Below are 22314 nucleotides of genomic sequence, written 5' to 3' on the forward strand. Positions count from 1 at the left end.
GAGAGGCACATGGAACGTCCGCTTCCAGTACATGGCGGTGTCGGTGTCCGCTCGTATGCTCGGACAATGACTTCGAGCGCACCGCGTCCCGAACAGCCGAACACCCCGGTCGCCCCGACCGCCAACGCCATGCGACGCGCGCTCAAACGCGCCCGCGACGGCGTCGCGCTGGACGTCACCGAGGCCGCCGTGCTGCTCCGGGCGCGCGGCGCCGACCTTACGGACCTGTGCGCCTCCGCCGCCCGGGTGCGGGACGCGGGCCTGGAGGCCGCCGGGCGGCCCGGCGTCATCACCTACTCCAAGAGCGTCTTCATCCCGCTCACCCGCCTCTGCCGCGACCGCTGCCACTACTGCACCTTCGCCACCGTCCCCGGCAAGCTCCGCCGCGCGGGCGAGGGCATGTTCATGTCCCCGGACGAGGTGCTGGCCATCGCCCGGCGCGGTGCCGAACTCGGCTGCAAGGAAGCGCTGATCACCCTCGGCGACAAGCCCGAGGACCGCTGGCCCGAGGCCCGTGAGTGGCTCGACGCCCACGGCTACGACGACACCATCGCCTACGTCCGCGCCGTCTCCATCCGCATCCTGGAGGAGACCGGCCTGCTGCCCCACCTCAACCCGGGCGTCATGACCTGGACGGACTTCCAGCGCCTCAAGCCGGTGTCGCCCTCCATGGGCCTGATGCTGGAGACCACCGCCCAGCGGCTGTGGAGCGAGCCGGGCATGCCGCACCACGGCTCGCCCGACAAGGAGCCCGCTGTCCGGCTGCGCCACCTGGAGGACGCGGGCCGCAGCTCCGTCCCCCTCACCAGCGGGCTGCTCATCGGCATCGGCGAGACGCCCGAGGAGCGCGCCGAGTCCCTGTTCGCCCTGCGCCGGATCTCCCGTGCCTACCACGGCATCCAGGAACTCATCATCCAGAACTTCCGCGCCAAGTCGGACACGGCTATGCGCCGCATGCCGGACGCCACCCTCGACGACCTCGTCGCCACCGTGGCCGTCGCCCGGCTCATCATGGGCCCCTCCGGCTGCCTCCAGGCCCCGCCCAACCTGGTGGACGACGAGTACGCCCGCCTCATCGGCGCCGGCATCGACGACTGGGGCGGCGTCTCCCCGGTCACCCCGGACCACGTCAACCCCGAGCGCCCCTGGCCCGCGATCGAGGAGCTCGCCGAGCGTTCGGCGGCGGCCGGCTTCCGCCTCAAGGAACGCCTCGCCGTCTACCCGGAGTTCGTCCAGCGCGGCGAGCCCTGGCTGGACCCCCGCATCCTGCCCCACGTCCGCGCCCTGGCCGACCCCGAGACCGGCCTGGCGAATGAGAACGCCGAGGTCAAGGGCATCCCCTGGCAGGAGCCCGAAGAGGTGTTCACCGCCTCCGGCCGTACGGACCTCCACCGCGCCATCGACACCGAGGGCCGCACCGCCGACCGCCGCGAGGACTTCGACGAGGTCTACGGCGACTGGGACGCGCTCCGCGAGGCCGCCGCCCCCGGCATGGCCCCCGAGCGCATTGACGGCGACGTCCGCGAGGCACTGCGACAGGCCGCCGACGACCCCACCCGGCTGACGGACGACCAGGCGCTCGCCCTCCTCCACGCCGACGGCCCCGCCCTGGACGCCCTGTGCCGCGTCGCCGACGACCTCCGCCGCTCCGTCGTCGGGGACGAGGTCACCTACATCGTCACACGGAACATCAACTTCACCAACGTCTGCTACACCGGCTGCCGTTTCTGCGCCTTCGCCCAGCGGCGCACCGACGCCGACGCCTACACCCTCTCGCTCACCCAGGTCGCCGACCGCGCCGCGCAGGCGTGGGACGTGGGCGCTGTCGAGGTCTGCATGCAGGGCGGCATCCACCCCGACCTGCCGGGCACCGCCTACTTCGACATCGCCCGCGCGGTGAAGGAGCGGGTGCCCGGCATGCACGTCCACGCTTTCTCGCCGATGGAGGTCGTCAATGGCGCGACGCGCACGGGCATGTCCATCCGGGAGTGGCTGACCGCCGCCAAGGAGGCCGGGCTCGACTCCATCCCCGGCACCGCCGCCGAGATCCTGGACGACGAGGTCCGCTGGGTCCTCACCAAGGGCAAGCTCCCCACGGCCACCTGGGTCGAGGTCATCAAGACGGCGCACGAGCTGGGCATCCGCTCGTCCTCCACGATGATGTACGGGCATGTGGACCAGCCCCGGCACTGGCTGGGCCACTTCCGGCTGCTCGCCGAGATCCAGCGGAGTGCGCTCGCCAAGGGCGTGGACGGTTTCACCGAGTTCGTCACCCTGCCCTTCATCCACACCAACGCCCCTGTCTATCTCGCGGGCATCGCCCGCCCCGGCCCGACCATGCGGGACAACCGCGCGGTCACCGCGATGGCCCGGCTGCTGCTTCACCCCCATATCCCCAACATCCAGACGAGCTGGGTCAAGCTGGGCATGGACGGCGCGGCGGAGATGCTCCGCTCGGGCGCCAACGACCTGGGCGGCACCCTGATGGAGGAGACCATCTCCCGGATGGCGGGCTCCTCGTACGGCTCGTACCGCTCGATCCAGGACCTCGTCGCGATAGCCGAGGCCGCCGGTCGCCCCGCGCGGCCCCGGACGACGCTCTACGGCGAGGTGCCGAAGGAACGGCAGGACGCCGCCCTCGCCTCGGACGGCCATCTGCCCACGCTGCTGCCGGTGCTGGACGGCAGCGAATGATCTTCGTTCGTACAAGTGTTGCGGTTCTGTCGCGGACCGCCGATCCGGCGGCGACAGTGCCCGCATAAGGTGTCCCGCATGTCTTGGCCCCAGAACCCCCCACAGCCGCAGCAGCCCGAGCAGCCGCAGAACCCCTCGACGCCGCCGCAGGGCGGCTTCGGCCCGCCGCCCACTTGGGGCCCGGACGGCGATGGGCACGCCCAGCCCACGATGATCTCCCAGCCCGCCGTACCGCCGCCGCCCGGCCCCGCGCAGGGCGGCGCCCCGGGCGCGGTCCCGCCGCCCCCGCCGCCCGCCCCGGGCCCGGTGCCCGGCGCCCCGGGGCCCGTCCCGGGTGCCCAGGGTCCCGGCGCGCCCGGCCCGGTCCCCGGCCCCGGCACGGCCCCGCCGCACGGAATGCCCCCGGCGCCGATGGCCCAGCAGCCGTGGCCGCCGCAGCCGCAGGCCCCCCACGGCCAGGCTCCTCAGGGTCAGGCGCCTTACGGCCAGGCTCCCCACGGCCAGGCCCCTTACGGTCAGGCCCAGGGCCCGCAGACCGGGAAGAGCAACAAGACGCTGATGGCCGTCATCGGCGGCGTCGTGGCGCTCGCCGTCATCGGCGGCGGCGCGTACTTCGCCCTCAGCGGCAACAGCGGCGGTGACGACGACAAGAAGAACGACAAGCCCCAGGCCGGCCAGTCCCAGTCGCAGGCCCCCGCCGCGCCCGGGCAGCCGGACAAGCCGGCGGACGGCGGCGCCTCGGCCGGCCCGTCCGCCCAGCAGCCCACCGTCGCCGGGTGGCAGACGCAGCTCCGCGCGGAGCACTACTTCCAGTACGACGTGCCGGGCAAGGCCGACAAGTGGAAGGTCTTCCCCACCGACACGGCCATCTCGTACACCGAGGACGGCAAGCCGGTCGTCGTGATGACCGGTACGTCCAACTACAAGGAGGGCGGCTGCTCCTCGCAGCCCAACCCCGACGCCTTCGGCGAGGCCGGCCAGGGCCAGCTCGCCACGGTGGGCACCACCGGCGGCGGCAAGGACGGCGACCTCAAGACGAACGCCCGCAACTGGGCGGGCAACTGGGGCTTCATGGCCTACGGCGGCAAGGACCACAAGCCCAAGCTGGAGTTCACCGACGAGAAGGAGTGGAAGCACAACGGCATCGACGGCTGGACGGCGACCGCCAAGGTCACCGTCACCAACCGCCCGAGCGCGTGCGTGCCGCCCACCGCGATCGTGAAGTCCATCGCCCAGAAGATGCCCGACGGCACCTTCCACGGCTGGGTCATCTACGCGGACCAGGGCGTCCCGGACGCGCTCACCGAGGCCCAGATCGACAAGATCATGAACACGGTGCGCCCGGCCAAGGGGCCTGGCGCGTAATCGCCTTCGGCCCGGCGTCCGGGACGCCGGGCCGGCCGCGGCGCACTACAGTGCCGTACCGGCATGTGCCGTACCGACACGGCGCTGTGCCGACGTGACGCTGTGCCGACATGGCGCCGTGCCGACCGACGCGGGCCCCGGTGAACGGGGCCCGCGGCCCGCTCGCCCCTCGCCCGTCCAGGAGGCCGGACACGTGACCACGACCGCCGCGGCGGGTACCGCCGGAGCCCCCGGGCCCCTTCCCCGGGGCCGGGCCGAACAGCAGGACTTCCGCTCCCGGGTGCGCGGCTGCCTGCTCGGCGGGGCGATCGGGGACGCGCTGGGCGCGGGCATCGAGTTCGACTCCCTGGAGGCGATCCGCGCCGCGCACGGCCCCGCGGGCGTGACCGACTACGTGCCCGCGTACGGCCGGCGCGGCGCCGTCACCGACGACACCCAGATGACGCTCTTCACGGTCGAGGGGCTGATCCGGGCCCACGTCCGCCGTGACACCGGCGCCTGGCACCCGCCGGCCGACGTCCACCGCGCGCATCTGCGCTGGGCCGCCACACAGGAGGGCTGGGGCCCCGACGAACGGGTGCGGGACGCGGGCTGGCTCGCCGGACAGGAGTGGCTCTACGCACGGAGGGCCCCCGGCAACGCCTGCCTCTCCGGCCTCGCCGACCACCGGATGGGCACCCTGGCCGCGCCCAAGAACCCGGACTCCAAGGGCTGCGGCGCGGTGATGCGCTCCGCGCCGTTCGGGCTGCTGGCGGACTGGGCCCCCGGCCTCGTCCTCCAGCTGGCCGACGAGTGCGCGGCACAGACCCACGGTCACCCCACCGGCCGGCTCTCGGCCGCCGCCTTCGCCGTCATCGTGCACGGCGCGGTACGGGGCGAGCCGCTGGAGGCCGCCGCCGTGCGGGCCCTGGAGATGCTGGCGGCCCGGCCCGGCCACGAGGAGACCACCGCCGCGCTGCGGGGCGCCCTGGCCGCCGTCAGGCAGGGCCCGCCCTCGGCCGAGCGGCTCCGGTCGCTGGGCGAGGGCTGGGTGGCGGAGGAGGCCCTGGCGATGGGGCTGTACTGCGCGCTGGTGGCCGAGGACGTCCGTCACGGCCTGCTGCTCGCGGTCAACCACGGCGGGGACTCGGACTCGACGGGGTCGATCTGCGGCAACCTCCTGGGTGCCGTGCACGGGGAGACCGCGCTGCCGCCCGGGTGGGTGGCGGAGCTGGAGGGACGGGGCACGATCCTGGAACTCGCCGACGACTTCGCCATGGAGCTCACCCAGGGACCCGCGCTGCACGGCCCGCCCGGCGCCGCCTCGTCGGCGGCCTGGCTGGCGCGGTATCCCCGGGCGTAAGCAATGGCCCGGACCGTAAGGCCCGGACCGTAATGGCCCGGACAGGTGCTTCGATTCTGTGCCGGGCATGGCGGAGCCCTCTCGGCCGGGACGGGATGCCAGGCGACAAGAGGGCTCTCTGCGGAAATATCGATACGGCGGATTTGCGTCGCAGTGCCGGGTGATCCGCGTCAACGCGGTCGGTCAGAGGGACTGCGCGCTGTCGCCGACGACCGTCACGAAGGCGGACCAGGACTCCGAGGAGAAAGCGAGGGCGGGGCCCTGCGGGTCCTTGGAGTCACGGACCGCGATGGACCGCACGAGCGGGGAGGCGACCTCGACGCAGTCGCCGTGGGCCAGCGAGTAGGAGGACTTCCGCCACGTGGTCTTTCCCTGCTGAATCGCCATGAATTGCTCCGATGCCTATGAGTGCTGCCTGGTACGGCCGGGAATCGCCCGGGTGTCGGCCGAAGACGGCCGGGAACCCACTGGCCGGACCGGTGGGGCCGGTGTCCCGACGCGATCGACGTTACGCGCCAACATCACCTGATGAATGGCCCGTTCACTCGACCGGATGGCATATATCCATCACCCCTTCCTTCACAGTGGGAAGGGGTGTACGGTCCCGCCCCCGCATCTCAGGGCTGCTTGCCCGGCCCCTCCGTCCGGCCGTCCCGCGCCCAGTCCTCCGCGACCTGGAGGATGAACCGCCGTGAGTCCTCGGCGTTGAGCGCCTGCATCCGCAAATGCTCATACATCACGCTGTACGCCTGGACGTCGTTGGGCTTCTCCAGGTACAGATCGCTGGTGATGCCCTCCAGGTAGACGGTGCTCGCGTCCTGCGGATCGTGGAACTCGAGGATCGAGAACTTCCCGTACATGCCCGGGTGCGCGCCCACCGCGTACGGCAGCACCTGCACGGTGATGTGCGGCTGGAGGCTGAACTCCACCAGATGCTCCATCTGTTCGCGCATGATGGTGCTGTTTCCGACGATCCTGCGCAGCGCGGACTCGTCGATGACCGCCCACAGGCGCAGCGGGTTCTCCGGGTCCGTGATGCGTTCCTGACGGCGCATCCGCACCTGTACACGCCGTTCGACGTCCGCCGCGGTGGCCTCCGGCCACGATCCCTCGGTCACGGCGTTGGCGTAGTTGGGCGTCTGGAGCAGCCCGGGCACGAGCGACGCCTCGTAGACGCGCAACGACGCCGCGTCCGTCTCCAGTCCGATGTAGACGCTGTACGGGATGTCGCCGAACGCATGCCACCAGCCTTGCTGTCGTGACTCCTTCGCCATCTGCATCAGCGAATCGACGATGCGGTGATCCTCGACGCCGTACACGCCGCACAGATCGCGGACGTCGCGTTGGCTGATGCTGCGGCGGCCGTTCTCCAGCCGGCTGATCTTCGACTGCGAGACCAGGAGCCGCTCGGCCACCTCCTCGGCGGTCATGCCCTTGAGCTCACGGAGCTTGCGTAGCTCCTGCCCCAATCGGCGCCGCCTTACGGTGGGGTTGACACTGGACGCCACGGGACGCACCTCCGGCTCCGTCATGCTGCTGTCTCCTGCTCCGGCAGCCTGCCACCACCGGCCGGGGCGGCGCTGGAAAATGCTTACACCGGGTCCGCTTGTGGTGACCCTGATGCGGATGCGCGTGACGTAGTCGCGACTACGTACACGACCGCACGGGCGCGCGTCTGTGCGCGCGTACGCGTGCGTGACGCTCACAGGACGCGCACGCGGGGCGGCGGGGCCGTGCCACCGTCCTCGGACGGTGCGGCCCGCCGCCCCGCGCTGCTGCGGCTCCCGGACCGGGGTCAGGGGGACCGCGGTGCGGTCGATGGAGCGGAAGTGGTGCCTGGGATTGTGCGTGGGGTTGTGCCTGGGACTGTGCGTTGGGCTGTGCACGAAGTTGTGCCGGGGGTGGTGCCGGCGGTGGTACGACGGTGGTCAGCGGCTGCGGAACCGTTTCACGAGGCGCCCGCGCGGGCCATGACCCCACCGCGGTGCGGGGTCGCCCGGCCCGTGCCGACCGTGCCGACCGTCGCCGGCTCGACCGGCGCCCGTACGGCCGCGCGACGGCCCGAACCGCCGCCGCCCGCCGGGCCGGCCGTGGCCGGCGCCCGGCGCGGTTGCGCCGCGACCCCGTTCTGCACGTCCATCACGGCGTGCGCGACGAGCCCGCCCATCGGGTCGTGCCGGATGAGGTCGCGCAGCCGGGACCGTGAGGAACGGCCCTCGTTGCCCGGGTAGAGGTGCTTGCCCAGGCCGACCGCGTGGGCCAGGGCGGCGAGCGCGGCCGTCCGCGGGTCCGGCGGGACGCCGGTGCGGATCGCGCTGTCCAGCCGGGCCCTGATCTCCCGGCTGATCGCCGTGTCCGTCGCCTGGTAGCGCGTGGTCGGCAGCACCCCGCACATCTGGCCCGCCACGGCATGCACCATGCCGCACCGCTCCAGGTGCGTGAGATACGTCTGACGCAGCCCCAGCCGGGGCCCGCCGATCCAGTGGACGGCGCGCACCGGGCTGCCGCGGCGGCGCAACAGCTCGAGCGCGGTGTCCAGGGTCGGATCACCAGTCGGCCGTGGGTGCACCACGGCGATACGATCCCCGTCTGGGGCTATCCGTCCGGCCAGAGCCAGCTCCACGAGCTGCGCTCCGGCGAGACCGAGGTCGAGCGACTGCGGCTGCGCCGTGGTACCCGTGGCCGGGTCCAGGGCGAGCAGCAGAAGCTCCTCCGGAATTGTTCTGCGGCTCCTGCCCATCCATGCCTCCCCGCGTGGATGAGTGACAGGGTGACCCCTCTCACATTGGTCTGTCGAGAGCGCGTGGTGGCTTCGGGTGGGAACCGGTAGGTATGTCGTCTCGTCTTGCACGTGGGTGAAGGCGGACACCGCTCTGTGACCCGCTAGCTGTGCCCTGGCGCGACGGCGGCAGAGGACACTGATAGACGTTGAGACAATCCGGGCTGCGGGGCGCTTGTCGTCCCGCCTCGGTGTACGTGCGCGGAATTCGAGGAGGCATCGGTGGCGGGCGAGTCCCCCGGCAAGTCGGAGCAGCGGAAGTCGTCGGGGGAGACGACTCGCACCACTGGTACGACCGGCAATGAACGCGACCCCCGGCTCGGAGTCTTCCGGGCCGCCACGGACACGGCCGAGGACCGTGCGGACGGTAGGACGGGCGGCAAGGCGGACGACAAGTCCGGCGCGTCCGGCGGTTCTGACGGCTCCGATGGCTCCGATGGCTCGGGCGAGGGCCGGCAGCCCCGCGAGGACGCGTCGGCGGCGGCCAAGGCCGATTCCGGTGCCTCTCGTACCTCCGGTGCCTCTGGTGCCTCCGGTGTCGATGCGGCTGCGAAGGCCGCTGAGTCGGCCGAGCCCGCCGGGAGCGGGAGCGGCGGCGGCAAGGGCGACGCCCGGCTGAAGGCCGCCGTGGCCGCCTGGGTGGCGGGCGAGGACGAGGACGGCCCGGAGGCCGGTGCCGAGGCCGACGCCGCAGGTGAGAAGCCGTCGGCGGGCCGCGCCGACGCCACTGCGGACGCCCCTGCCGGTAAGGCCGCTGACGCCCCGGCAGGAGCGCCGCGTACGGCGAGGGACGCCGCGGACGGCCCCGCGTGGGCCAAGCGGGCCGATGCGACTGCGGATGCGACTGCGAAGGCCGGGTCCGACGACGACGCGGCCGCCGACGCGGAGGGCGAGTCCGGCGCCGACCAGGCGACGGCCGTCTTCCGTACGGTCCGCCCGAAGACGGACCCGAAGACGGACCCGAAGACGGACGAAACCGGCGGCGACACGGCCGCCGAGGCGAAGAAGCCCGCTGCCGTGGACAAGGCCACCGCTGTCTTCGGCGCGGTGCGCCCGAAGGCGGACGCCGCCGCTGACGACGCGTCCGTGGACGGGAAGAAGCCCGCTGCCGAGGGTGAGAAGGACGGCAAGGACAAGTCCGGCGCCGACCAGGCGACGGCCGTTTTCCGTGCCGTGCGCCCCAAGACCGACGCTCCCAAGACGGACGCCGCCAAGCCCGACAACGGCGACCAGCCGACCGAGCTGCTGAAGGCCCCGACCCCGCAGCCGGCGCCCGGTGGCGAGCGCAAGAGCCAGTTCGTCCCGCTGAAGAAGGACGACGAGGCCGCGCCCGCCGAGCAGGCCGCCAAGGCACCTGCCAAGGCCGCCCCGGCCGTGGCGAAGCCGCAGCCCGCGAAGCCGCAGTCCGCGACGCCCGGGCCGGCGAAGGCCGCGCCCGGGAAGTCGCAGGTCCCGCCGCCCCCGGGCCGTCCCGCAGGCCCGGCCGCCGCCCCGGACCCGGCCGCGCCGCTCGACCTGCTCGCGCAGCTGACGAACACTCCGCCGCCGCCGGAGACGCCGCTGCGCACGACGCTGCGGCGGGTGAAGATCTGGACCCCGCTCGTGGTCCTGCTCGGCATCATCTTCGTGGTGGTTCAGATGTTCCGGCCGTTGCCGGCCCCCAATCTGATGCTTGCCGGCAAGTCGTCGTTCGTCTTCTCCGGAGAGAAGCCGTCCCTCCCCTGGCCTACAGAGGGCCAGGCAGTCGTGGACGTCGATGGACTCGGCCGGGTCGGCTCGTACGGCGAGATGAAGCCGCTCCCCATCGGCAGCGTTGCCAAGGTGATGACCACCTACCTCATCCTGCGGGATCACCCGCTGAAGCCGGGCGACAACGGGCCGCTGATCGATATCGATCAGAAGGCCGAGGACGATTTCGTCAACGGTGACAAGGAAAACGAGTCCGTTGTCGAGGTCCACAAGGGTCAGCAGATTTCCGAGAAGGAGGCTCTGCAGGCCGTCATGCTGCCGTCGGCGAACAATGTCGCACGGCTGCTCGCTCGCTGGGATGCTGGTTCCGAGGAGGCGTTCATCAAGAAGATGAACGACACCGCCAAGGAGCTTGGTATGACCCACACCACCTACACCGACGCCAGTGGTCTGATGGAGAGCACCGTCAGCACAGCTGAAGATCAGGTGAAGCTGGGGAAGAAGGCTATGCAGGACTCGATCTTCCGGGAGATCTCCAAGGCGATCCAGTACAACTCGACCACTGCCTCCGGATCGAGCAGCCGCGAGGCTTATCAGAAGGTGCAGCGCAACTTCAACAAGCTGGTGCCCGCGTACGGTGTCGTTGGCATCAAGACCGGTTCGACGACCAAGGCGGGAGGTAACTTGCTCTTCGCCGCGGAAAAGAAGGTCGGCCTCTCCACCCAGCTGATCATCGGCGCGGTCTTCGGACAGCACAAGGCGCCGATCATCGACACTGCGACCGGTCACAGCAAGGACCTCATCCTGGCGACGGGCAAGATGCTGTCCACCAGCACTGTTGTGAAGAAGGGCGACGTCGTCGGCCATGTGGACGACGGCCTCGGCGGCCGCACCCCGGTTGTCGCGACCAAGGACCTCACCGTCGCCGGTTGGCCCGGCCTCAAGGTCGACCTGAAGATCAGGCCCCTGGAGACGACCGTGCCGCACACGGCGAAGTCCGGCACAGAGGTCGGATATCTCTCGGTCGGCAGCGGCATGGGCGCGGTGAAGGTGCCGGTGGCACTGCAGAAGAACCTCGCCGAGCCGTCGTTCGGCGCGAAACTGACACGAGTCTCCTGACGGGTGGACATGGGCCGGGCCCCGGTACGCGCTGGCGTGTACCGGGGCCCGGTTGTGTTGCGGGGGCTTGGTCGCAGTGACCCAAGCCGCTATGCGCGTCGGTTCTCAGCAGTCTCCGGCGAACCGCACCGAGGCGTTGTTGTTGTACGTGTTGTCCAGATTGCTGGCCTCGCGGTAGTTGAACATGTCCATGGGGCCGCTGTAGTTGGAGTTGTAGTACACCCGGACGGTCATGCATACGTTGGAGACAGCGGATGCCGCGTGGTTCTTGACACTTACGCCCTGGCCGTTTCCGCGGCTGGTGAACGTGTATCCGGAGAGGTCCGACGCGTTGCTCTGCATTGCGTTGTGGGAGCCCTGCTGGTTCGAGTTGTAGAAGAAGCAGAAGTGGCTTTCCTCGCAGTCGCCGGCACTGGCCTGCGCGGTGGTGGCGAGGGTGGGGACGAGCAGGGCAGCGCCCAGGGCCGCTGCGGCGAGCTTAGGGGTGCGCTTCATTTCTTTCGGTCCTCTCTTTACGGTCGTCCATGGCGTGTGTGCAGTCCCCAGGTATGTCTGGGAAAGGGTGGGCGTGCCAGGACGTAAAAGTGTCGGCCCACTGCTTCACTGATCGCGGAGTACGCTCGCGGCTTTGGTGAGCTGTTCGTTCTTTGCCGTCAATGCCGCGGCGAAGTCAGCTCGTTGCCGTGCGATCAGTTCCTTTTGCAAGGAAGTCTCGACCGTGAACCATATTCCGATCAGGTTCACTTGCTGCTTGCAAGCCACGTCGGCAGTCGCCACTTGACGCTCCGGCTGCGTGGGTGAGTTCCCCTGGAAGCGGCCGTCGCTGATGGCCGCCAAGGGGTCGGGATAGGAGTAGCCCTTCCCCTTCATGCAGCTGGACCATGCTTCGAATGCCTGCTTCACTTGCGGCACCGACCGGCTGGCGGTAAAAGTCTGGAAGTTGGCCTGCTGGGCCACATCGCTCGAGCCCAGTTTTCCGGAGCCGACCAATTCCTTCTTCGCCTCGTCGTAGCAGCCGCCGGGCGGTACTGTCACACCGTTGACCCGGAGCGTGCTGTCACCCTCGCCGGCGTTTTCCTGAGAGCGCCCGGTGAGCACTTGCTGCTGCTCGGCGGAGAGCTTGGGCTGGTGGGCCGGGTGGGTGCGCGGGTCGCGGTCGCCGAGGTGGTATCCGTTGGCAGCTGCCTCGGTCTTGTCCGTCACCCCGTACCGGCGCTCCATGAGGGTGCGCGGTCCGGTCGGCGGGCCCGGCGGGTTGATCTCGTAGTCGAGGCCGAATCGGCGTAGGCACTTCTTGCGCAGCGCGGCGCCGGCTCTGGCCATTTTTTCCGAGTCTTCATCGGAAAAGAGATAGGTCTCTATCGGGAGATGCAGATCAACGCTCGGCAGAAGTTCTGGAGCGTGTGTTTCCTCTACCGCCTTGGGAGTGGATTGATGAGATGAGCCGCAGCCGGTCAGGAAAAGGCATATGGCGCCGGTCAGGCCGACCAGTTCCGTTCGCAGGTTGTGGCTGATTGTTTGTCGGCTCATGACTGAACCCGTCCCCCTGAAAATGGCCCGGTATTTCGTTCCTCGATACCGGGCTCGCGTCGGTATTCAAGCATGATTTCGCGATGTTGATCAAGGTGATTCCCGGCAGTCTTGAGGGGGGTGGGTGCAATATACATTGAAGCGGGTATAGTGGATCAATCAACTCGCTTCTGGTAAAAATCGGCTTGGTGGAAACTTTCCCGTGGGCGCCGGGCGGCCCGGATAGCGGCCCGGTGTCGGAGCGCCAGCGGCCGGGCCGTGGGGCCGGCCGCGTGGTGCCACTACCCTCGAAGGGCCGCACGGACCGACTCACCGTGCCGCCCGCTGCCGAGGTGATCCGGGTGTGCGTGAAGAATGGGTGACGATGACCTGGGGGGAAGACGGGGAGAGCCGCAGTGACCACCGTGGGACCGGCGCGGGCCGGTACGCCGGGAGAGCCCGGCAGTCCGGACGGGAGCACCCGCTCCGGACATGACGACCAAGACGGCCGGAGTAGGCCAGGTCGGCGACCGTCGTGGGCCGTCGTCCCGCACCACGCCAAGGGCGGGCGCTACGCCGCGCTCACCGGGACGGTCGGGATCACCCTCTTCGTGGCCGCCGCCCTGCACATCCTGTGGATCTGCATCTTCGCCAACAGCGGTGGCGATCTCGCCGCGCAGGACGCGTGGGCGGAGTTCGCGCTCCAGCACCCGGCCTCGGCGTACAACCTCGCCTGGTACGGCGGGATGCACCCGGTCTCTTACAGCGTCGTCTCGCCCTACATCATGGCCGCGATCGGCGTGCGCACCACGATGATGATCGCGGGTACGGTCTCGGCCGGCCTGATCGCGCTGCTGCTGGTCCGCAGTCGTGTCGTGCGCAGACCGCTGTGGCCGGCGCTCTACGGCACGTTCGCGCTGATGTGCAACGCCATATCGGGCCGGGTGACCTTCGGGCTCGGCGCGATGTTCGGGCTGGCGGCGGTTGCCATGATCTTCGCGTGGCCGGTGCGCTGGCGCTCCACGGGCCGATATCGCTGGGCGCGGGCGGCGCTGGCGGGGATGATGGCGGGGCTGGCGACGGCGTCGAGCCCGGTGGCCGGCCTGTTCGTCGGCATCGTGGCGGCGGCGCTGTGGCTGGGCCGGCGCCGGCCCGCGGCGTACGCGCTGGGGGTGACCCCGGTGCTGGTGGTGGCGCTGTCGGCGTGGCTGTTCCCGTTCTCCGGGCAGCAGCCCATGGCCTTCGCCTCGGCGATCCTGCCGCTGCTCGCCGGGATCTTCGGCTTCTTCATGACGCCCTCGTCCTGGCGCACGGTACGGGCCGTGTCGGCGCTCTACGTCCTGGGCGTGCTGCTGGTCTGGCTGATCCCCTCGCAGATCGGCACGAACATCTCCCGGCTCGGCATGGTCTTCGGCGGTGTGGTGCTGGTCGCCGCGCTGACCGGGATGGAGGTGCCGCCGAGGGCCGAGCTGATCGGGCGGGGCCGGGCCTGGCTCGCGACCGTGCTCGCCATACTGACCATCACGGGCTGGCAGCTGGCCAACTCCATCAGCGACATCATCCACACCACCCCCGCCGCCTCCTGGGCCCGGGAGCTCGCCCCCCTCGTGGACCAGCTCCAGAAGCTGGACGCGGCGGGCGGCCGGGTCGAGGTCGTCCCGGCCCGCAGCCACCGCGAGGCGTCGGCCCTGGCCCCGTACGTCAATCTCGCGCGCGGCTGGAACCGGCAGGCGGACCTCAAGCGGAATCCGCTCTTCTATGAGGAGGGCATGCTCACCCCGGACAGCTACCGCGCCTGGCTCGGCCGCTGGGCCGTGGCCTATGTGGTGCTGCCCAAGGACGAGCCGGACAACGCGGCCGTCGAGGAGGCCAAGCTCGTCGAGAGCGGCCAGCCGTATCTGCGCGAGGTCTGGTCCGACGACAACTGGCGCGTCTTCGCCGTGAAGGACCCCACGCCGCTCGCCGACCCGCCCGCGGTGGTGGATCGCTCGGACGCCGAGGGGCTGACCGTCACGGTGGACAAGCCGGGCCCGGTGCTGATCCGCGTCCCCTACTCGCCGTGGCTGGGCCTGGTCGACGCGCAGGGCAAGGACATCCAGCCCCCCAAGGCCGGGCCGGGTGGCGAGCCGCCGGTCAATGTCAGCGGGTGTCTGGCCAAGCAGGTCCAGGAGCCCCGAGCGGGCCAGCCGGAGGACGACTGGACCCTGCTGCGGGCCCCGCACCCCGGTACGTACCGGATCGTGGCCAAGTACAAGCTGCCGCGCGGCACGGGCTGCCCGGACGACCTGGCGCGGTAGCGCTTCGCCGGAAGCGAGGGCGTACGGCTGCGGGCCGTCCGTGGCTGGTCGCGCCCACGCGGCGGTAGCCGCACATCAACACTGCCCCGCGCCCCTTCGGGGCACGGACCTCGAACGGGTGACCGAGAGTGTTCTCTCGGTCACCCGTTCGCAGTCTCGGCGGGGAGGCCGTCCGGATGATCTCGCGCCCCCGGGATGACCTGCCCATACGGCCCCGCCCCCGGTCGCCCCGGGCCGTCGGTGGCCCGTTCCGCCGGGTGCGGGCCCCTTCGGGCGCGGTTTCCCTCGGCAGAGAGGAGCGCGGCATTCCGACTCCCGCTGCGGCACATCGGCGTGCCGCGCCCGCGCTCACGGAGGAAGCATGCGTAACGCACGAGTGCTCGCCGGGGCCGCGCTGACCATAGCCGCGCTGGGGACGGCCGCCGCCCCCGCGCTCGCCGCCGATCACTTCGGAAAGCTCGAGGTCACCCCGGGTACGGTCCAGTCGGGCGCCACGGTCACGGTGAACACCACCGTCTGCGGTCCCGACGGCAAGGGCACGGGCGACGCGAGCGCCGTGGGCGGCCCGGCGTCGTTCGAGCTGAAGCCGGGCACGCACAAGGAGGACGTGGTCGGCCAGTTCATGGTCCCGAAGTCGGCGAAACCCGGCACCTACGGGATCGGCGCCAAGTGCGCCAACGGCAAGGAGGCCACCGGCGACCTGGTCGTCAAGGCGGGCGCGGGCACGAAGAGCTCGCCCTCCGCCGCCCCGAGCATGTCGCCCATGACCCCGAAGGGCGGCATGAAGACCGGCGTCGGCGGCACCAGCGACGACTCCGGCACCGCCGAGGTCATCGCCGGCGCGGCCGTCCTGGGCACGTCGGCGGTCGTCGGCGTCTGGTTCCTGCGGCGCCGCGGCGGCGGCGACCGGCCCGACCAGCCCGACCAGGCCTGACCGGACCGAGGACCGAGGACGGTTCCCGGTGCCGGCCGGACCGCCCCTGGGCCCCCGGACGCGCGCGCTGCGCCCGGGGGCCGGGGGCCCGGCCCCCGGCGAGGCCCCCGGCGCGGGGCGGTGGGCGAGCGCGTGCCTGCGCACGTCCCGCCCGAGCACGTCCCGCCCGCGCACGCCCCGGCCCCATGGCTCGCGCGACTCGCGCCACAAGACCGCGCTCGCCGTCGTCCTGGCGGTGGCACTGCTGGCGGGCAGCTGGCTGATCGAGCACGGGGCGAAGGACCAGAAGCCGCCCCCGCAGCCGTCCCGGGCCCAGGCGTTCCCCACCCCGGGGGAGCCACTGCTCGGCCCGCGCCGCGACGACCACGCCGTACCGCCCCTGCCGTCGGCCGCGCCCACGCGCGTCCGCATCCCCGGCATCCAGGTCGACGCGCCCATGACCCCCCTCGGCCTCGGCCCCGACGGCACCCTCGCGAGCCCCCCGGAGGACGACGGCAACCTCGCCGGCTGGTACGCGGGCGGCACCCCGCCCGGCGCCGCCGGCACCGCCGTCGTCGCCGGCCACGTCGACCTGGCCAACGGCCCGGCCGTCTTCTACAACCTCGGCGCGCTGAAGAAGGGCGACACGGTGGAGGTGGCGCGGGCGGACGCGCTGACGGCCGTCTTCACGATCGACGCGATCGAGGTCTACGACCGGGCGGACTTCCCCTCCGAGAAGGTCTACGGGACGGTCGGCCCGCCGGGCCACGGGCGGGCGGAGCTGCGCGTGATCACTTGCGGTGGGGGCTTCTCGGCGGAGGCGGACGAGTACTTGGGCAACGTGGTCGTGTACGCGCACCTGACGGGGGTCCGGCACCCTCCGGGGCTGCTGAGCTGAGGGAGGGGGCCGGTGCCCGTGCCGGGCGCGCTTGTCAGTGGGCGTCGCGCTGGTGGACGCCCATCGCGGTCGTCATCCGCGCGGCTTCCTGACGGTCGTCGACGCGCAGGGCGGCGGCGCGGCGGCGCTTGATGTCCCAGCATTCAGCGCAACGGGGAGCCGGTGGTTCGGGAGGATTTCCGCTGGCGGAGGCCAGCCGCTGCCTGCTCTGCTGGTTGGCGTCGGCCACCTTCGCGCGCAGCGCGTCGCCGTGAGCGGTGCTGTCGGTCACCGGACCGCCTCCGTGTCGTGGTGCGGCACGCGGGGGCGGAGGTCGATGCCGTGCGCGGTGATCCACACCCAGTACGACGCGTCGTCGACGGGCCGGGGCTGGGTCTGCGGCGGCGCCGCGAGCCCCGCGCAGGTGGGGCACGTACGGTCGCCGCCCGCGCGGGAGTTGTTCGTACGGAAAACCGCCCTCGCCCACGCGAGCCACCGGCGGATAAGGTCATGCATTGCTGACGCTCCTATCTAGCGTTGGCCACGCCCCCGGACCGGTCGCTCGGTCGCGGGGGTACTGCGTGTGGCGTGTCCTCTGCCTGACGAAGACAAGGGGCGCCGGAGCCCCCTGCGGTCAGTGATCAGGCGGTTACCAGGATTGAGGGCAGGGGCATACCCTCACCAGGGGAGACGTGTGCACAACTCGCGGATGGTGACGGGCGGTTGTTCGATGATGGAACGCGAACAGGGGGATCGGCTGACGGCACGGCAGGTCCTCGGGGCGATGATTGAGCACCTCAGGAGGCGCGAGGGGCTGTCACTTCGAGACCTCGCGGAGGAGACGCGCTACGGCCACACCTACATCCACAGGGTGGAAAACGGTGGGCAGTTGCCGTCCGATGCCCTGACTGTCGCGTTGGATCGGCGTTTCGACATGGGCGGAACGCTCGTCAAGCTGCTGGAGGCAGCCCGTGAGGGCTCGGTGCAGGAGTACGGTCGCAAGGCGGCCGAGAGGGAAGCGCAGGCCGAACGCATCCAGGTTTTCACCAGCAGTACGGTCCCGGCGCTGCTGCAAACGGAGGACTATGCGCGGGCGCTGCTCCACACGGCCCGCCCCAAGGCTCCCAGTGGCGACTTCGATAAAGCCGTGGCGATGCGGATGGAGCGTCAGCGTGTGTTCAGCCGTGAGGAGCCGCCACCGTATTGGGCGGTCATGGACGAGGCGGCGCTCAAGCGGCCGGTCGGCGGAAGCGGGGTCATGGCCGACCAGCTCAGTCATGTCCTGAAGGCCGCCGAGAATCCGGACGTCACTGTTCAGGTACTACCCTTCGAGCGAGGCGAATATTGGATGCTCGGCGGCAGCTTGACGCTTCTCACCGCACCCAACGGAACGATGCTGGCCTACGTCGAATCGTTCGGATCGGGCGAGTTGGTGGAGTCTCCCAAGCGAGTGGTGGAGCTTTCGCAGCGGCTCGATGCGGTAAGGGGTTTGGCCCTGCCGGAGCGCGAATCGCTGGAGCTCGTCCGTACGTACATGGAGGATTACCAGTGCCCGACATAGCCGGTGCCGACAAGGCGCGATGGCGAAAATCCAGCTACAGCGGTTTGGAAAACGACTGCGTCGAAGTCGCCGATGGCTTACCCGGTGTTGTTCCTGTTCGTGACAGCAAAAGCCCCCACGGTCCCGTCCTTGTTGTGGAGGCCGGTGCATGGTCGGCATTCGTCGCCGCGATCGATGAAATCGTCACGGTGGCCGAGCGATGACCCCCGATGGCATATGGCGCAAGAGTTCCTACAGCAGCGGGAACGGCCAGTGTTTCGAGATCGCAGTCTGGCAGGGGGTGGTGGCAACCCGCGACAGCAAGGACTTAACCCGCTCCCCACTGACCTTCGGCGTGGGCGCCTGGTCGGCGTTCGTCGCCGGCCTCCGGGCCGGGGGGTTCGGGGCCGGCGGCTGAGGCGCCCCGAACCGTCCGGCGGGCCCCGGCCGCGTCCCGGAACGCTACGGCTGGATCTCCAGCTGAACCCCGTTGCCGCCACCCCGGAGGCCGGACGTGAGGCAGTCCGTGGGGAGTTCGTGGGGCGGTCCGGTGACGGTGCGCCGTACCAGGTGGCCCTTGCCGCGTCCCTCCTTGACGTGGCCCGACTGTTCAAGGATCAGAAGACCGGCGGCGCGGGCGGTCGTCGCGCTGTCGTAGACGATCAGTGACTTGTGGCCGTCGGCGTAGTGGACGGATTCCACTCCGTTCCCACCGGCCAGCTCGATGCACACCGGTTCCGGCAGGTCAGAGTCGAAGGAGCCGGTGGCCGGGACGGTGTGGCCGGGGGCGATGGTGCAGGAGTCGTACCTGATGTCCGCGTGGACGTGGGATGGATGGGGTGTGAGGGTGAGCGGCGGGTCGTAGTGGCTCATGCTGCTGCCCGTGCAGGTGATGCCCCAGCGTCCGTCACCGCCCCAGCGTCCGCCGCCACCCTCGCCCGTCCCGGCCTGGCCGGCCGGTGCCCACACCACCGATGAGCCCACCAGTAGCAGGGAACCCAGAGCCACCGCCGCACCGCGCATACCGAACACATGCCCTCCAGACCGTCATGTTCCGCGCTTTAGCGGGACGTGACTACCCAGAGCGGCACGTGCTGACCAGGCGTCCCGAAGCGCATCACCCGCGTGCCCCCGGCCGCCGCGCGGTCACGCGCGCCCCTGCTCCCGCCGGTCGCATGGCACGCGGAACGTGCCGGGTAGGAAGCGCCGGACGAGTCCTCGCCGAGCAGAAGGAGATCCTTGTGAGCCGTACGATCGCCGCCACCGCCGCGCGAACACGCGTCTTCGCCATGATGGACGCGGACGGGGACGGGGTCATCTCGGCGTACGACTACCTCTCCCGGATCGACCGGACCGTCCTGGCCACCGAACGCACGGAGGACGACCCGCTCGTCGTCACCGCCCGTGCCGAGGGCCGGAAGGCCTGGGCGGCGATGGACGCGAACGACGACGGGAAGCTGACCTTCGACGAGTACAACGCATGGGTGGGCGCCGACAAGTTCGACAACATCTGCCGGTTCGCGCTCGGCTCGCTGTTCGACCTCGTCGACGCCGACGGGGACGGTGCCCTGGACAAGGCCGAGTTCACGGCGCTGCGCACCGCGCTCAACAACCCGCCCGGGAACGCCGCCGCCGCGTTCGACGCGCTGGACGCCGACGGCGACGGCCGGATCGGCCGTGACGCGTATCTGGCGTCGATCCGCGCCTACATCGTCGGCGACGGCTCCCCGATGGGTGAGGTCCTTTACTAGTCGGCCGTGGACCGCGTCACCGGGATCCACAGCTCCGCGTCCGCCCGCGTCCCGTCCTCCGACGGGCTCACCCGCAGGATCTCCGGCCCGGGCCGGCTCTCGTACGGGTTCGAGGGGAACCACTGCGTGAACACGTCCCGCCACAGGTACTGGAGCGCCTGCGGGAACGGGCCGGAGTTCTCGAAGACGGCCCACGTCCCGGCCGGGACGGGCAGCACGTCCAGATCGTCCTCGGGCGTCTCGGCGCTCGTCACCACGCCGTGGTAGTAGTCGAGTTCGGTCCCCTCGGCCCGCGACGGGTCGAACAGGACGCTCACCGCGACGATCCCCGCCGGCTCCTGGTCCGACAGCGCGGAGACACGGTCCAGCGTCTCCTTCCCGATGCCCCGGACGAACTCGGCTATCGCCGGGTTGACCCCTTCGTACACGAGCGGGACGCGGGCCTTCTTTCCGGCCACACGGAACTCGTCCTTCTCCACGATCCGGTATCGCATACTGCTGCTCCCTTCGACGATGAGGCGGAAGGACATCCGGGGCTGGGAGCGCAGCGCCGCGCCCGTTCGCCGGGCCTCGCCCGGTCCCACGCCGTGGTGGGCGCGGAACGCGCGGGCGAAGGCTTCCCCCGAGCCGTAGCCGTAGCGCGTCGCGACGTCCAGCAGCGTCCGTTCGCCCGCGAGCACCTCCGCGCCCGCGACGGTCAGCCGCCTGCGGCGGATGTACTCCGACAGCGGGAGGCCCGCCAGCGCGGAGAACAGCCGGCGGAAGTGGTACTCCGACGTCGCCGCGATACGCGCGAGTTCGGCCACGTCGATCGGCTGGTCGAGGTGTGACTCGATGTGCTCCATCGCCTGGTTCAGCCGTTCCAGCGTCACCCCGGACTCCTTCCCTTTCGGTCACTCACGTTAGGAAGGGACCACCCTGCCGGACCCGACATCCTGTGCCCGGTCCGGTCGGGTGGACAGCCGCGACCAGGACTGACCGAACTGCACCGACCGCTTCGCGAGTCCGCCCCAGAAGCCGTCTATGACACTGCTCTGGGCGCCGAGGTCGTCGCCCGCCGCGCCCATCGCCACGAACAGCGGCGCGAAGTGCTCGGTACGGGGGTGGGCCAGCCGGGCCGCCGGGGCCTTGTGCTGGAAGTCGAGGAGCGCGTCGACGTCCTCCGCCGCCAGGGCCTCGCGGCCCCACGCGTCGAACTCCGCCGACCAGCCGGGCGGGCCGGAGCCGGCGTGGCGGAGGGCGGCGAGGTTGTGGGTGAAGAAGCCGCTCCCGACGATCAGGACGCCCTCGTCGCGCAGCGGGGCGAGCCGCCGGCCGATCTCCAGCAGTCGCGTGGGGTTCAGGGTGGGCAGGGACATCTGGAGGACGGGTATGTCCGCGCCGGGGTACATCTCGACGAGCGGGACGTACGCCCCGTGGTCCAGCCCCCGGTGGGGCAGGTCCTGTACGGGCGTACCGGCGCCCCGCAGCGTCCTGCGCACCCGGTCCGCGAGGGCAGGGGCGCCCGGTGCCGCGTACTGGACGCGGTAGTAGTGCTCGGGGAAGCCCCAGAAGTCGTAGACGAGCGGCACGGTCTCGGTGGCGCCCAGCGCGAGCGGGGCCTCCTCCCAGTGGGCGGAGATCATCAGGATCGCCGTGGGCCGGGGCAGGTCCGCGGCCCAGGCGGCGAGCTGGCCCGGCCATATGGGGTCGTCCGCGAGGGGTGGCGCGCCGTGGGAGAGGTAGAGGGCGGGCACGCGCCCGGGTGCCGGTGCCGGCATGACAGCCTCCGATTCGCCGAAGTCGCTGAAGTTGCTTGAAGTCTCAAACATCTAGCATCCCCGACCTTACAACTTTATTATTTAAGCTTCAAGCAATGGCTGGTCGTCGCACCGGAGGGAACCCGCGAGTGAAACAGTGGATGTCATGACGAACCGACCCCGCCCCCCGGAGGTCCTCGGCCCGAAGGACGCCGCCGCCGAGCCCCGCTGGCTCACCGCCGCCGAGCAGGAGGCCTGGCGGGCGTACCAGCACGCCTCCACGCTGCTGGAGGACTATCTCGACCGGCAGCTCCAGCGCGACGCGGGCATGCCGCACGTCTACTACGGCCTGCTCGTCAAGCTCTCGGAGTCGCCCCGGCGCCGGATGCGGATGACCGAGCTGGCGCAGAGCGCGAAGATCACCCGGTCCCGGCTCTCGCACGCGATCGCCCGGCTGGAGAAGAGCGGCTGGGTGCGGCGCGAGGAGTGCCCGTCGGACAAGCGCGGGCAGCTGGCCGTGCTGACGGACGCCGGCTTCGAGATGTTGCAGAGGTCCGCGCCGGGGCATGTGGAAGCGGTCCGGGGCGCGGTCTTCGACCGGCTGACGCCCGAGCAGGTCGCCCGGTTCGGCGAGGTGTGCGGGATCATCGCCGCCGGGCTCCAGCCGGAGGGCGCCGACCTGCCCTGGCTGCGGTGACCT

22 protein-coding genes are annotated in these 22314 nt (G+C 70.9%); 12 read left to right on the forward strand and 10 right to left on the reverse strand.

The features are described from left to right. Window positions 1-66 precede the first annotated feature (66 nt). The 3 genes from ACFYZR_RS15455 (at window position 67) to ACFYZR_RS15465 (ending at window position 5401) form a co-directional block, all read left to right on the forward strand. Window positions 67-2694, forward strand: coding sequence for a bifunctional FO biosynthesis protein CofGH (locus ACFYZR_RS15455; protein WP_391910269.1), 2628 nt, complete (start codon window positions 67-69; stop codon window positions 2692-2694). A 78-nt stretch (window positions 2695-2772) separates the two neighbouring features. Continuing rightward, window positions 2773-4059: a hypothetical protein gene (locus tag ACFYZR_RS15460; protein ID WP_391910271.1), complete on the forward strand. Its 1287-nt coding sequence runs from the start codon at window positions 2773-2775 to the stop codon at window positions 4057-4059. 193 nt (window positions 4060-4252) lie between these two features. Continuing rightward, the gene (locus tag ACFYZR_RS15465; RefSeq protein ID WP_391910273.1) at window positions 4253-5401 is read left to right on the forward strand and encodes an ADP-ribosylglycohydrolase family protein; all 1149 of its coding nucleotides are present in this window, start codon (window positions 4253-4255) and stop codon (window positions 5399-5401) included. Window positions 5402-5584: 183 nt separating this feature from the next. Here ACFYZR_RS15465 and ACFYZR_RS15470 read toward each other — a convergent pair whose 3' ends face one another. From ACFYZR_RS15470 to ACFYZR_RS15480, 3 genes are all read right to left on the reverse strand, one after another. Continuing rightward, the gene (locus ACFYZR_RS15470) at window positions 5585-5788 is read right to left on the reverse strand and encodes a DUF397 domain-containing protein (RefSeq protein WP_126914603.1); all 204 of its coding nucleotides are present in this window, start codon (window positions 5786-5788) and stop codon (window positions 5585-5587) included. Window positions 5789-6018: 230 nt separating this feature from the next. Beyond that, window positions 6019-6909 (reverse strand): helix-turn-helix domain-containing protein, encoded by an 891-nt coding sequence (locus ACFYZR_RS15475; RefSeq protein ID WP_391910698.1) that lies wholly within the window; start codon window positions 6907-6909, stop codon window positions 6019-6021. Between the two features lie 440 nt (window positions 6910-7349). Beyond that, complete coding sequence (locus tag ACFYZR_RS15480) at window positions 7350-8141, reverse strand: GPP34 family phosphoprotein (protein WP_391910275.1); 792 nt, start codon at window positions 8139-8141, stop codon at window positions 7350-7352. A 261-nt stretch (window positions 8142-8402) separates the two neighbouring features. Between ACFYZR_RS15480 and ACFYZR_RS15485 the strand changes: the two genes are divergently transcribed. Then, window positions 8403-10988, forward strand: coding sequence for a D-alanyl-D-alanine carboxypeptidase family protein (locus tag ACFYZR_RS15485; protein ID WP_391910277.1), 2586 nt, complete (start codon window positions 8403-8405; stop codon window positions 10986-10988). 105 nt (window positions 10989-11093) lie between these two features. On the opposite strand, the gene ACFYZR_RS15490 is transcribed toward ACFYZR_RS15485, so the two are convergent. Beyond that, entirely contained in the window at window positions 11094-11483 is a 390-nt protein-coding gene (locus ACFYZR_RS15490) for a peptidase inhibitor family I36 protein (RefSeq protein ID WP_391910279.1), read from the reverse strand. A 105-nt stretch (window positions 11484-11588) separates the two neighbouring features. Continuing rightward, window positions 11589-12518, reverse strand: a complete 930-nt coding sequence (locus ACFYZR_RS15495; protein WP_391910281.1) for a hypothetical protein — start codon at window positions 12516-12518, stop codon at window positions 11589-11591. Window positions 12519-12913: 395 nt separating this feature from the next. On the opposite strand from ACFYZR_RS15495, the gene ACFYZR_RS15500 reads away from it, so the two are divergent. The 3 genes from ACFYZR_RS15500 (at window position 12914) to ACFYZR_RS15510 (ending at window position 16605) form a co-directional block, all read left to right on the forward strand. Next, window positions 12914-14794 (forward strand): glycosyltransferase family 87 protein, encoded by a 1881-nt coding sequence (locus ACFYZR_RS15500; RefSeq protein WP_391910283.1) that lies wholly within the window; start codon window positions 12914-12916, stop codon window positions 14792-14794. A gap of 361 nt (window positions 14795-15155) precedes the next feature. Further along, window positions 15156-15728: a hypothetical protein gene (locus ACFYZR_RS15505; protein WP_391910285.1), complete on the forward strand. Its 573-nt coding sequence runs from the start codon at window positions 15156-15158 to the stop codon at window positions 15726-15728. A 229-nt stretch (window positions 15729-15957) separates the two neighbouring features. Next, window positions 15958-16605 (forward strand): class F sortase, encoded by a 648-nt coding sequence (locus ACFYZR_RS15510; protein WP_391910700.1) that lies wholly within the window; start codon window positions 15958-15960, stop codon window positions 16603-16605. A 34-nt stretch (window positions 16606-16639) separates the two neighbouring features. On the opposite strand, the gene ACFYZR_RS15515 is transcribed toward ACFYZR_RS15510, so the two are convergent. Together ACFYZR_RS15515 and ACFYZR_RS15520 are read right to left on the reverse strand one after the other, a co-directional pair. Then, window positions 16640-16876, reverse strand: coding sequence for a hypothetical protein (locus ACFYZR_RS15515; protein ID WP_391910287.1), 237 nt, complete (start codon window positions 16874-16876; stop codon window positions 16640-16642). Next, entirely contained in the window at window positions 16873-17100 is a 228-nt protein-coding gene (locus ACFYZR_RS15520) for a hypothetical protein (RefSeq protein ID WP_391910289.1), read from the reverse strand. The genes ACFYZR_RS15515 and ACFYZR_RS15520 overlap by 4 nt, the downstream gene beginning before the upstream one ends. Window positions 17101-17278: 178 nt before the next feature. Between ACFYZR_RS15520 and ACFYZR_RS15525 the strand changes: the two genes are divergently transcribed. The 3 genes from ACFYZR_RS15525 to ACFYZR_RS15535 are packed head-to-tail and all read left to right on the forward strand — an operon-like array spanning window position 17279 to window position 18542. After that, window positions 17279-18145, forward strand: coding sequence for a helix-turn-helix domain-containing protein (locus ACFYZR_RS15525; RefSeq protein ID WP_391910291.1), 867 nt, complete (start codon window positions 17279-17281; stop codon window positions 18143-18145). Next, on the forward strand, window positions 18133-18348 hold the full coding sequence (locus tag ACFYZR_RS15530) for a DUF397 domain-containing protein (RefSeq protein ID WP_391910293.1): 216 nt from the start codon (window positions 18133-18135) through the stop codon (window positions 18346-18348). The genes ACFYZR_RS15525 and ACFYZR_RS15530 overlap by 13 nt, the downstream gene beginning before the upstream one ends. After that, the gene (locus tag ACFYZR_RS15535; RefSeq protein ID WP_391910295.1) at window positions 18345-18542 is read left to right on the forward strand and encodes a DUF397 domain-containing protein; all 198 of its coding nucleotides are present in this window, start codon (window positions 18345-18347) and stop codon (window positions 18540-18542) included. Before ACFYZR_RS15530 ends, ACFYZR_RS15535 begins: the two co-directional genes overlap by 4 nt. A 44-nt stretch (window positions 18543-18586) precedes the next feature. On the opposite strand, the gene ACFYZR_RS15540 is transcribed toward ACFYZR_RS15535, so the two are convergent. Beyond that, window positions 18587-19132 (reverse strand): hypothetical protein, encoded by a 546-nt coding sequence (locus ACFYZR_RS15540; protein ID WP_391910297.1) that lies wholly within the window; start codon window positions 19130-19132, stop codon window positions 18587-18589. A 233-nt stretch (window positions 19133-19365) separates the two neighbouring features. Between ACFYZR_RS15540 and ACFYZR_RS15545 the strand changes: the two genes are divergently transcribed. Then, window positions 19366-19875: an EF-hand domain-containing protein gene (locus ACFYZR_RS15545; RefSeq protein ID WP_391910299.1), complete on the forward strand. Its 510-nt coding sequence runs from the start codon at window positions 19366-19368 to the stop codon at window positions 19873-19875. On the opposite strand, the gene ACFYZR_RS15550 is transcribed toward ACFYZR_RS15545, so the two are convergent. Together ACFYZR_RS15550 and ACFYZR_RS15555 are read right to left on the reverse strand one after the other, a co-directional pair. Next, the gene (locus tag ACFYZR_RS15550) at window positions 19872-20720 is read right to left on the reverse strand and encodes a GyrI-like domain-containing protein (protein WP_391910702.1); all 849 of its coding nucleotides are present in this window, start codon (window positions 20718-20720) and stop codon (window positions 19872-19874) included. The genes ACFYZR_RS15545 and ACFYZR_RS15550 overlap by 4 nt on opposite strands. Before the next feature lie 57 nt (window positions 20721-20777). After that, window positions 20778-21635 carry a dioxygenase gene (locus ACFYZR_RS15555; protein ID WP_391910704.1) on the reverse strand — a complete coding sequence of 286 codons (858 nt, stop codon included), beginning with the start codon at window positions 21633-21635 and terminating at the stop codon, window positions 20778-20780. 145 nt (window positions 21636-21780) lie between these two features. Between ACFYZR_RS15555 and ACFYZR_RS15560 the strand changes: the two genes are divergently transcribed. Beyond that, window positions 21781-22311, forward strand: coding sequence for a MarR family winged helix-turn-helix transcriptional regulator (locus ACFYZR_RS15560; protein WP_391910301.1), 531 nt, complete (start codon window positions 21781-21783; stop codon window positions 22309-22311). Window positions 22312-22314 lie beyond the last annotated feature (3 nt).

Source organism: Streptomyces sp. NPDC001678 (genome assembly GCF_042892945.1).
In the GTDB taxonomy this organism is placed as follows: domain Bacteria; phylum Actinomycetota; class Actinomycetes; order Streptomycetales; family Streptomycetaceae; genus Streptomyces.

What these genes read in the sequence shown, in the direction of transcription:
- ACFYZR_RS15550 (WP_391910702.1), bottom strand. Translation starts at nt 20,720, where the DNA reads ATGGAGCACATCGAGTCACACCTCGACCAGCCGATCGACGTGGCCGAA.
- ACFYZR_RS15480 (WP_391910275.1), bottom strand. Translation starts at nt 8,141, where the DNA reads ATGGGCAGGAGCCGCAGAACAATTCCGGAGGAGCTTCTGCTGCTCGCC.
- ACFYZR_RS15455 (WP_391910269.1), top strand. Translation starts at nt 67, where the DNA reads ATGACTTCGAGCGCACCGCGTCCCGAACAGCCGAACACCCCGGTCGCC.
- ACFYZR_RS15470 (WP_126914603.1), bottom strand. Translation starts at nt 5,788, where the DNA reads ATGGCGATTCAGCAGGGAAAGACCACGTGGCGGAAGTCCTCCTACTCG.
- ACFYZR_RS15520 (WP_391910289.1), bottom strand. Translation starts at nt 17,100, where the DNA reads ATGCATGACCTTATCCGCCGGTGGCTCGCGTGGGCGAGGGCGGTTTTC.
- ACFYZR_RS15535 (WP_391910295.1), top strand. Translation starts at nt 18,345, where the DNA reads ATGACCCCCGATGGCATATGGCGCAAGAGTTCCTACAGCAGCGGGAAC.
- ACFYZR_RS15505 (WP_391910285.1), top strand. Translation starts at nt 15,156, where the DNA reads ATGCGTAACGCACGAGTGCTCGCCGGGGCCGCGCTGACCATAGCCGCG.
- ACFYZR_RS15460 (WP_391910271.1), top strand. Translation starts at nt 2,773, where the DNA reads ATGTCTTGGCCCCAGAACCCCCCACAGCCGCAGCAGCCCGAGCAGCCG.
- ACFYZR_RS15560 (WP_391910301.1), top strand. Translation starts at nt 21,781, where the DNA reads ATGACGAACCGACCCCGCCCCCCGGAGGTCCTCGGCCCGAAGGACGCC.
- ACFYZR_RS15555 (WP_391910704.1), bottom strand. Translation starts at nt 21,635, where the DNA reads ATGCCGGCACCGGCACCCGGGCGCGTGCCCGCCCTCTACCTCTCCCAC.
- ACFYZR_RS15495 (WP_391910281.1), bottom strand. Translation starts at nt 12,518, where the DNA reads ATGAGCCGACAAACAATCAGCCACAACCTGCGAACGGAACTGGTCGGC.
- ACFYZR_RS15490 (WP_391910279.1), bottom strand. Translation starts at nt 11,483, where the DNA reads ATGAAGCGCACCCCTAAGCTCGCCGCAGCGGCCCTGGGCGCTGCCCTG.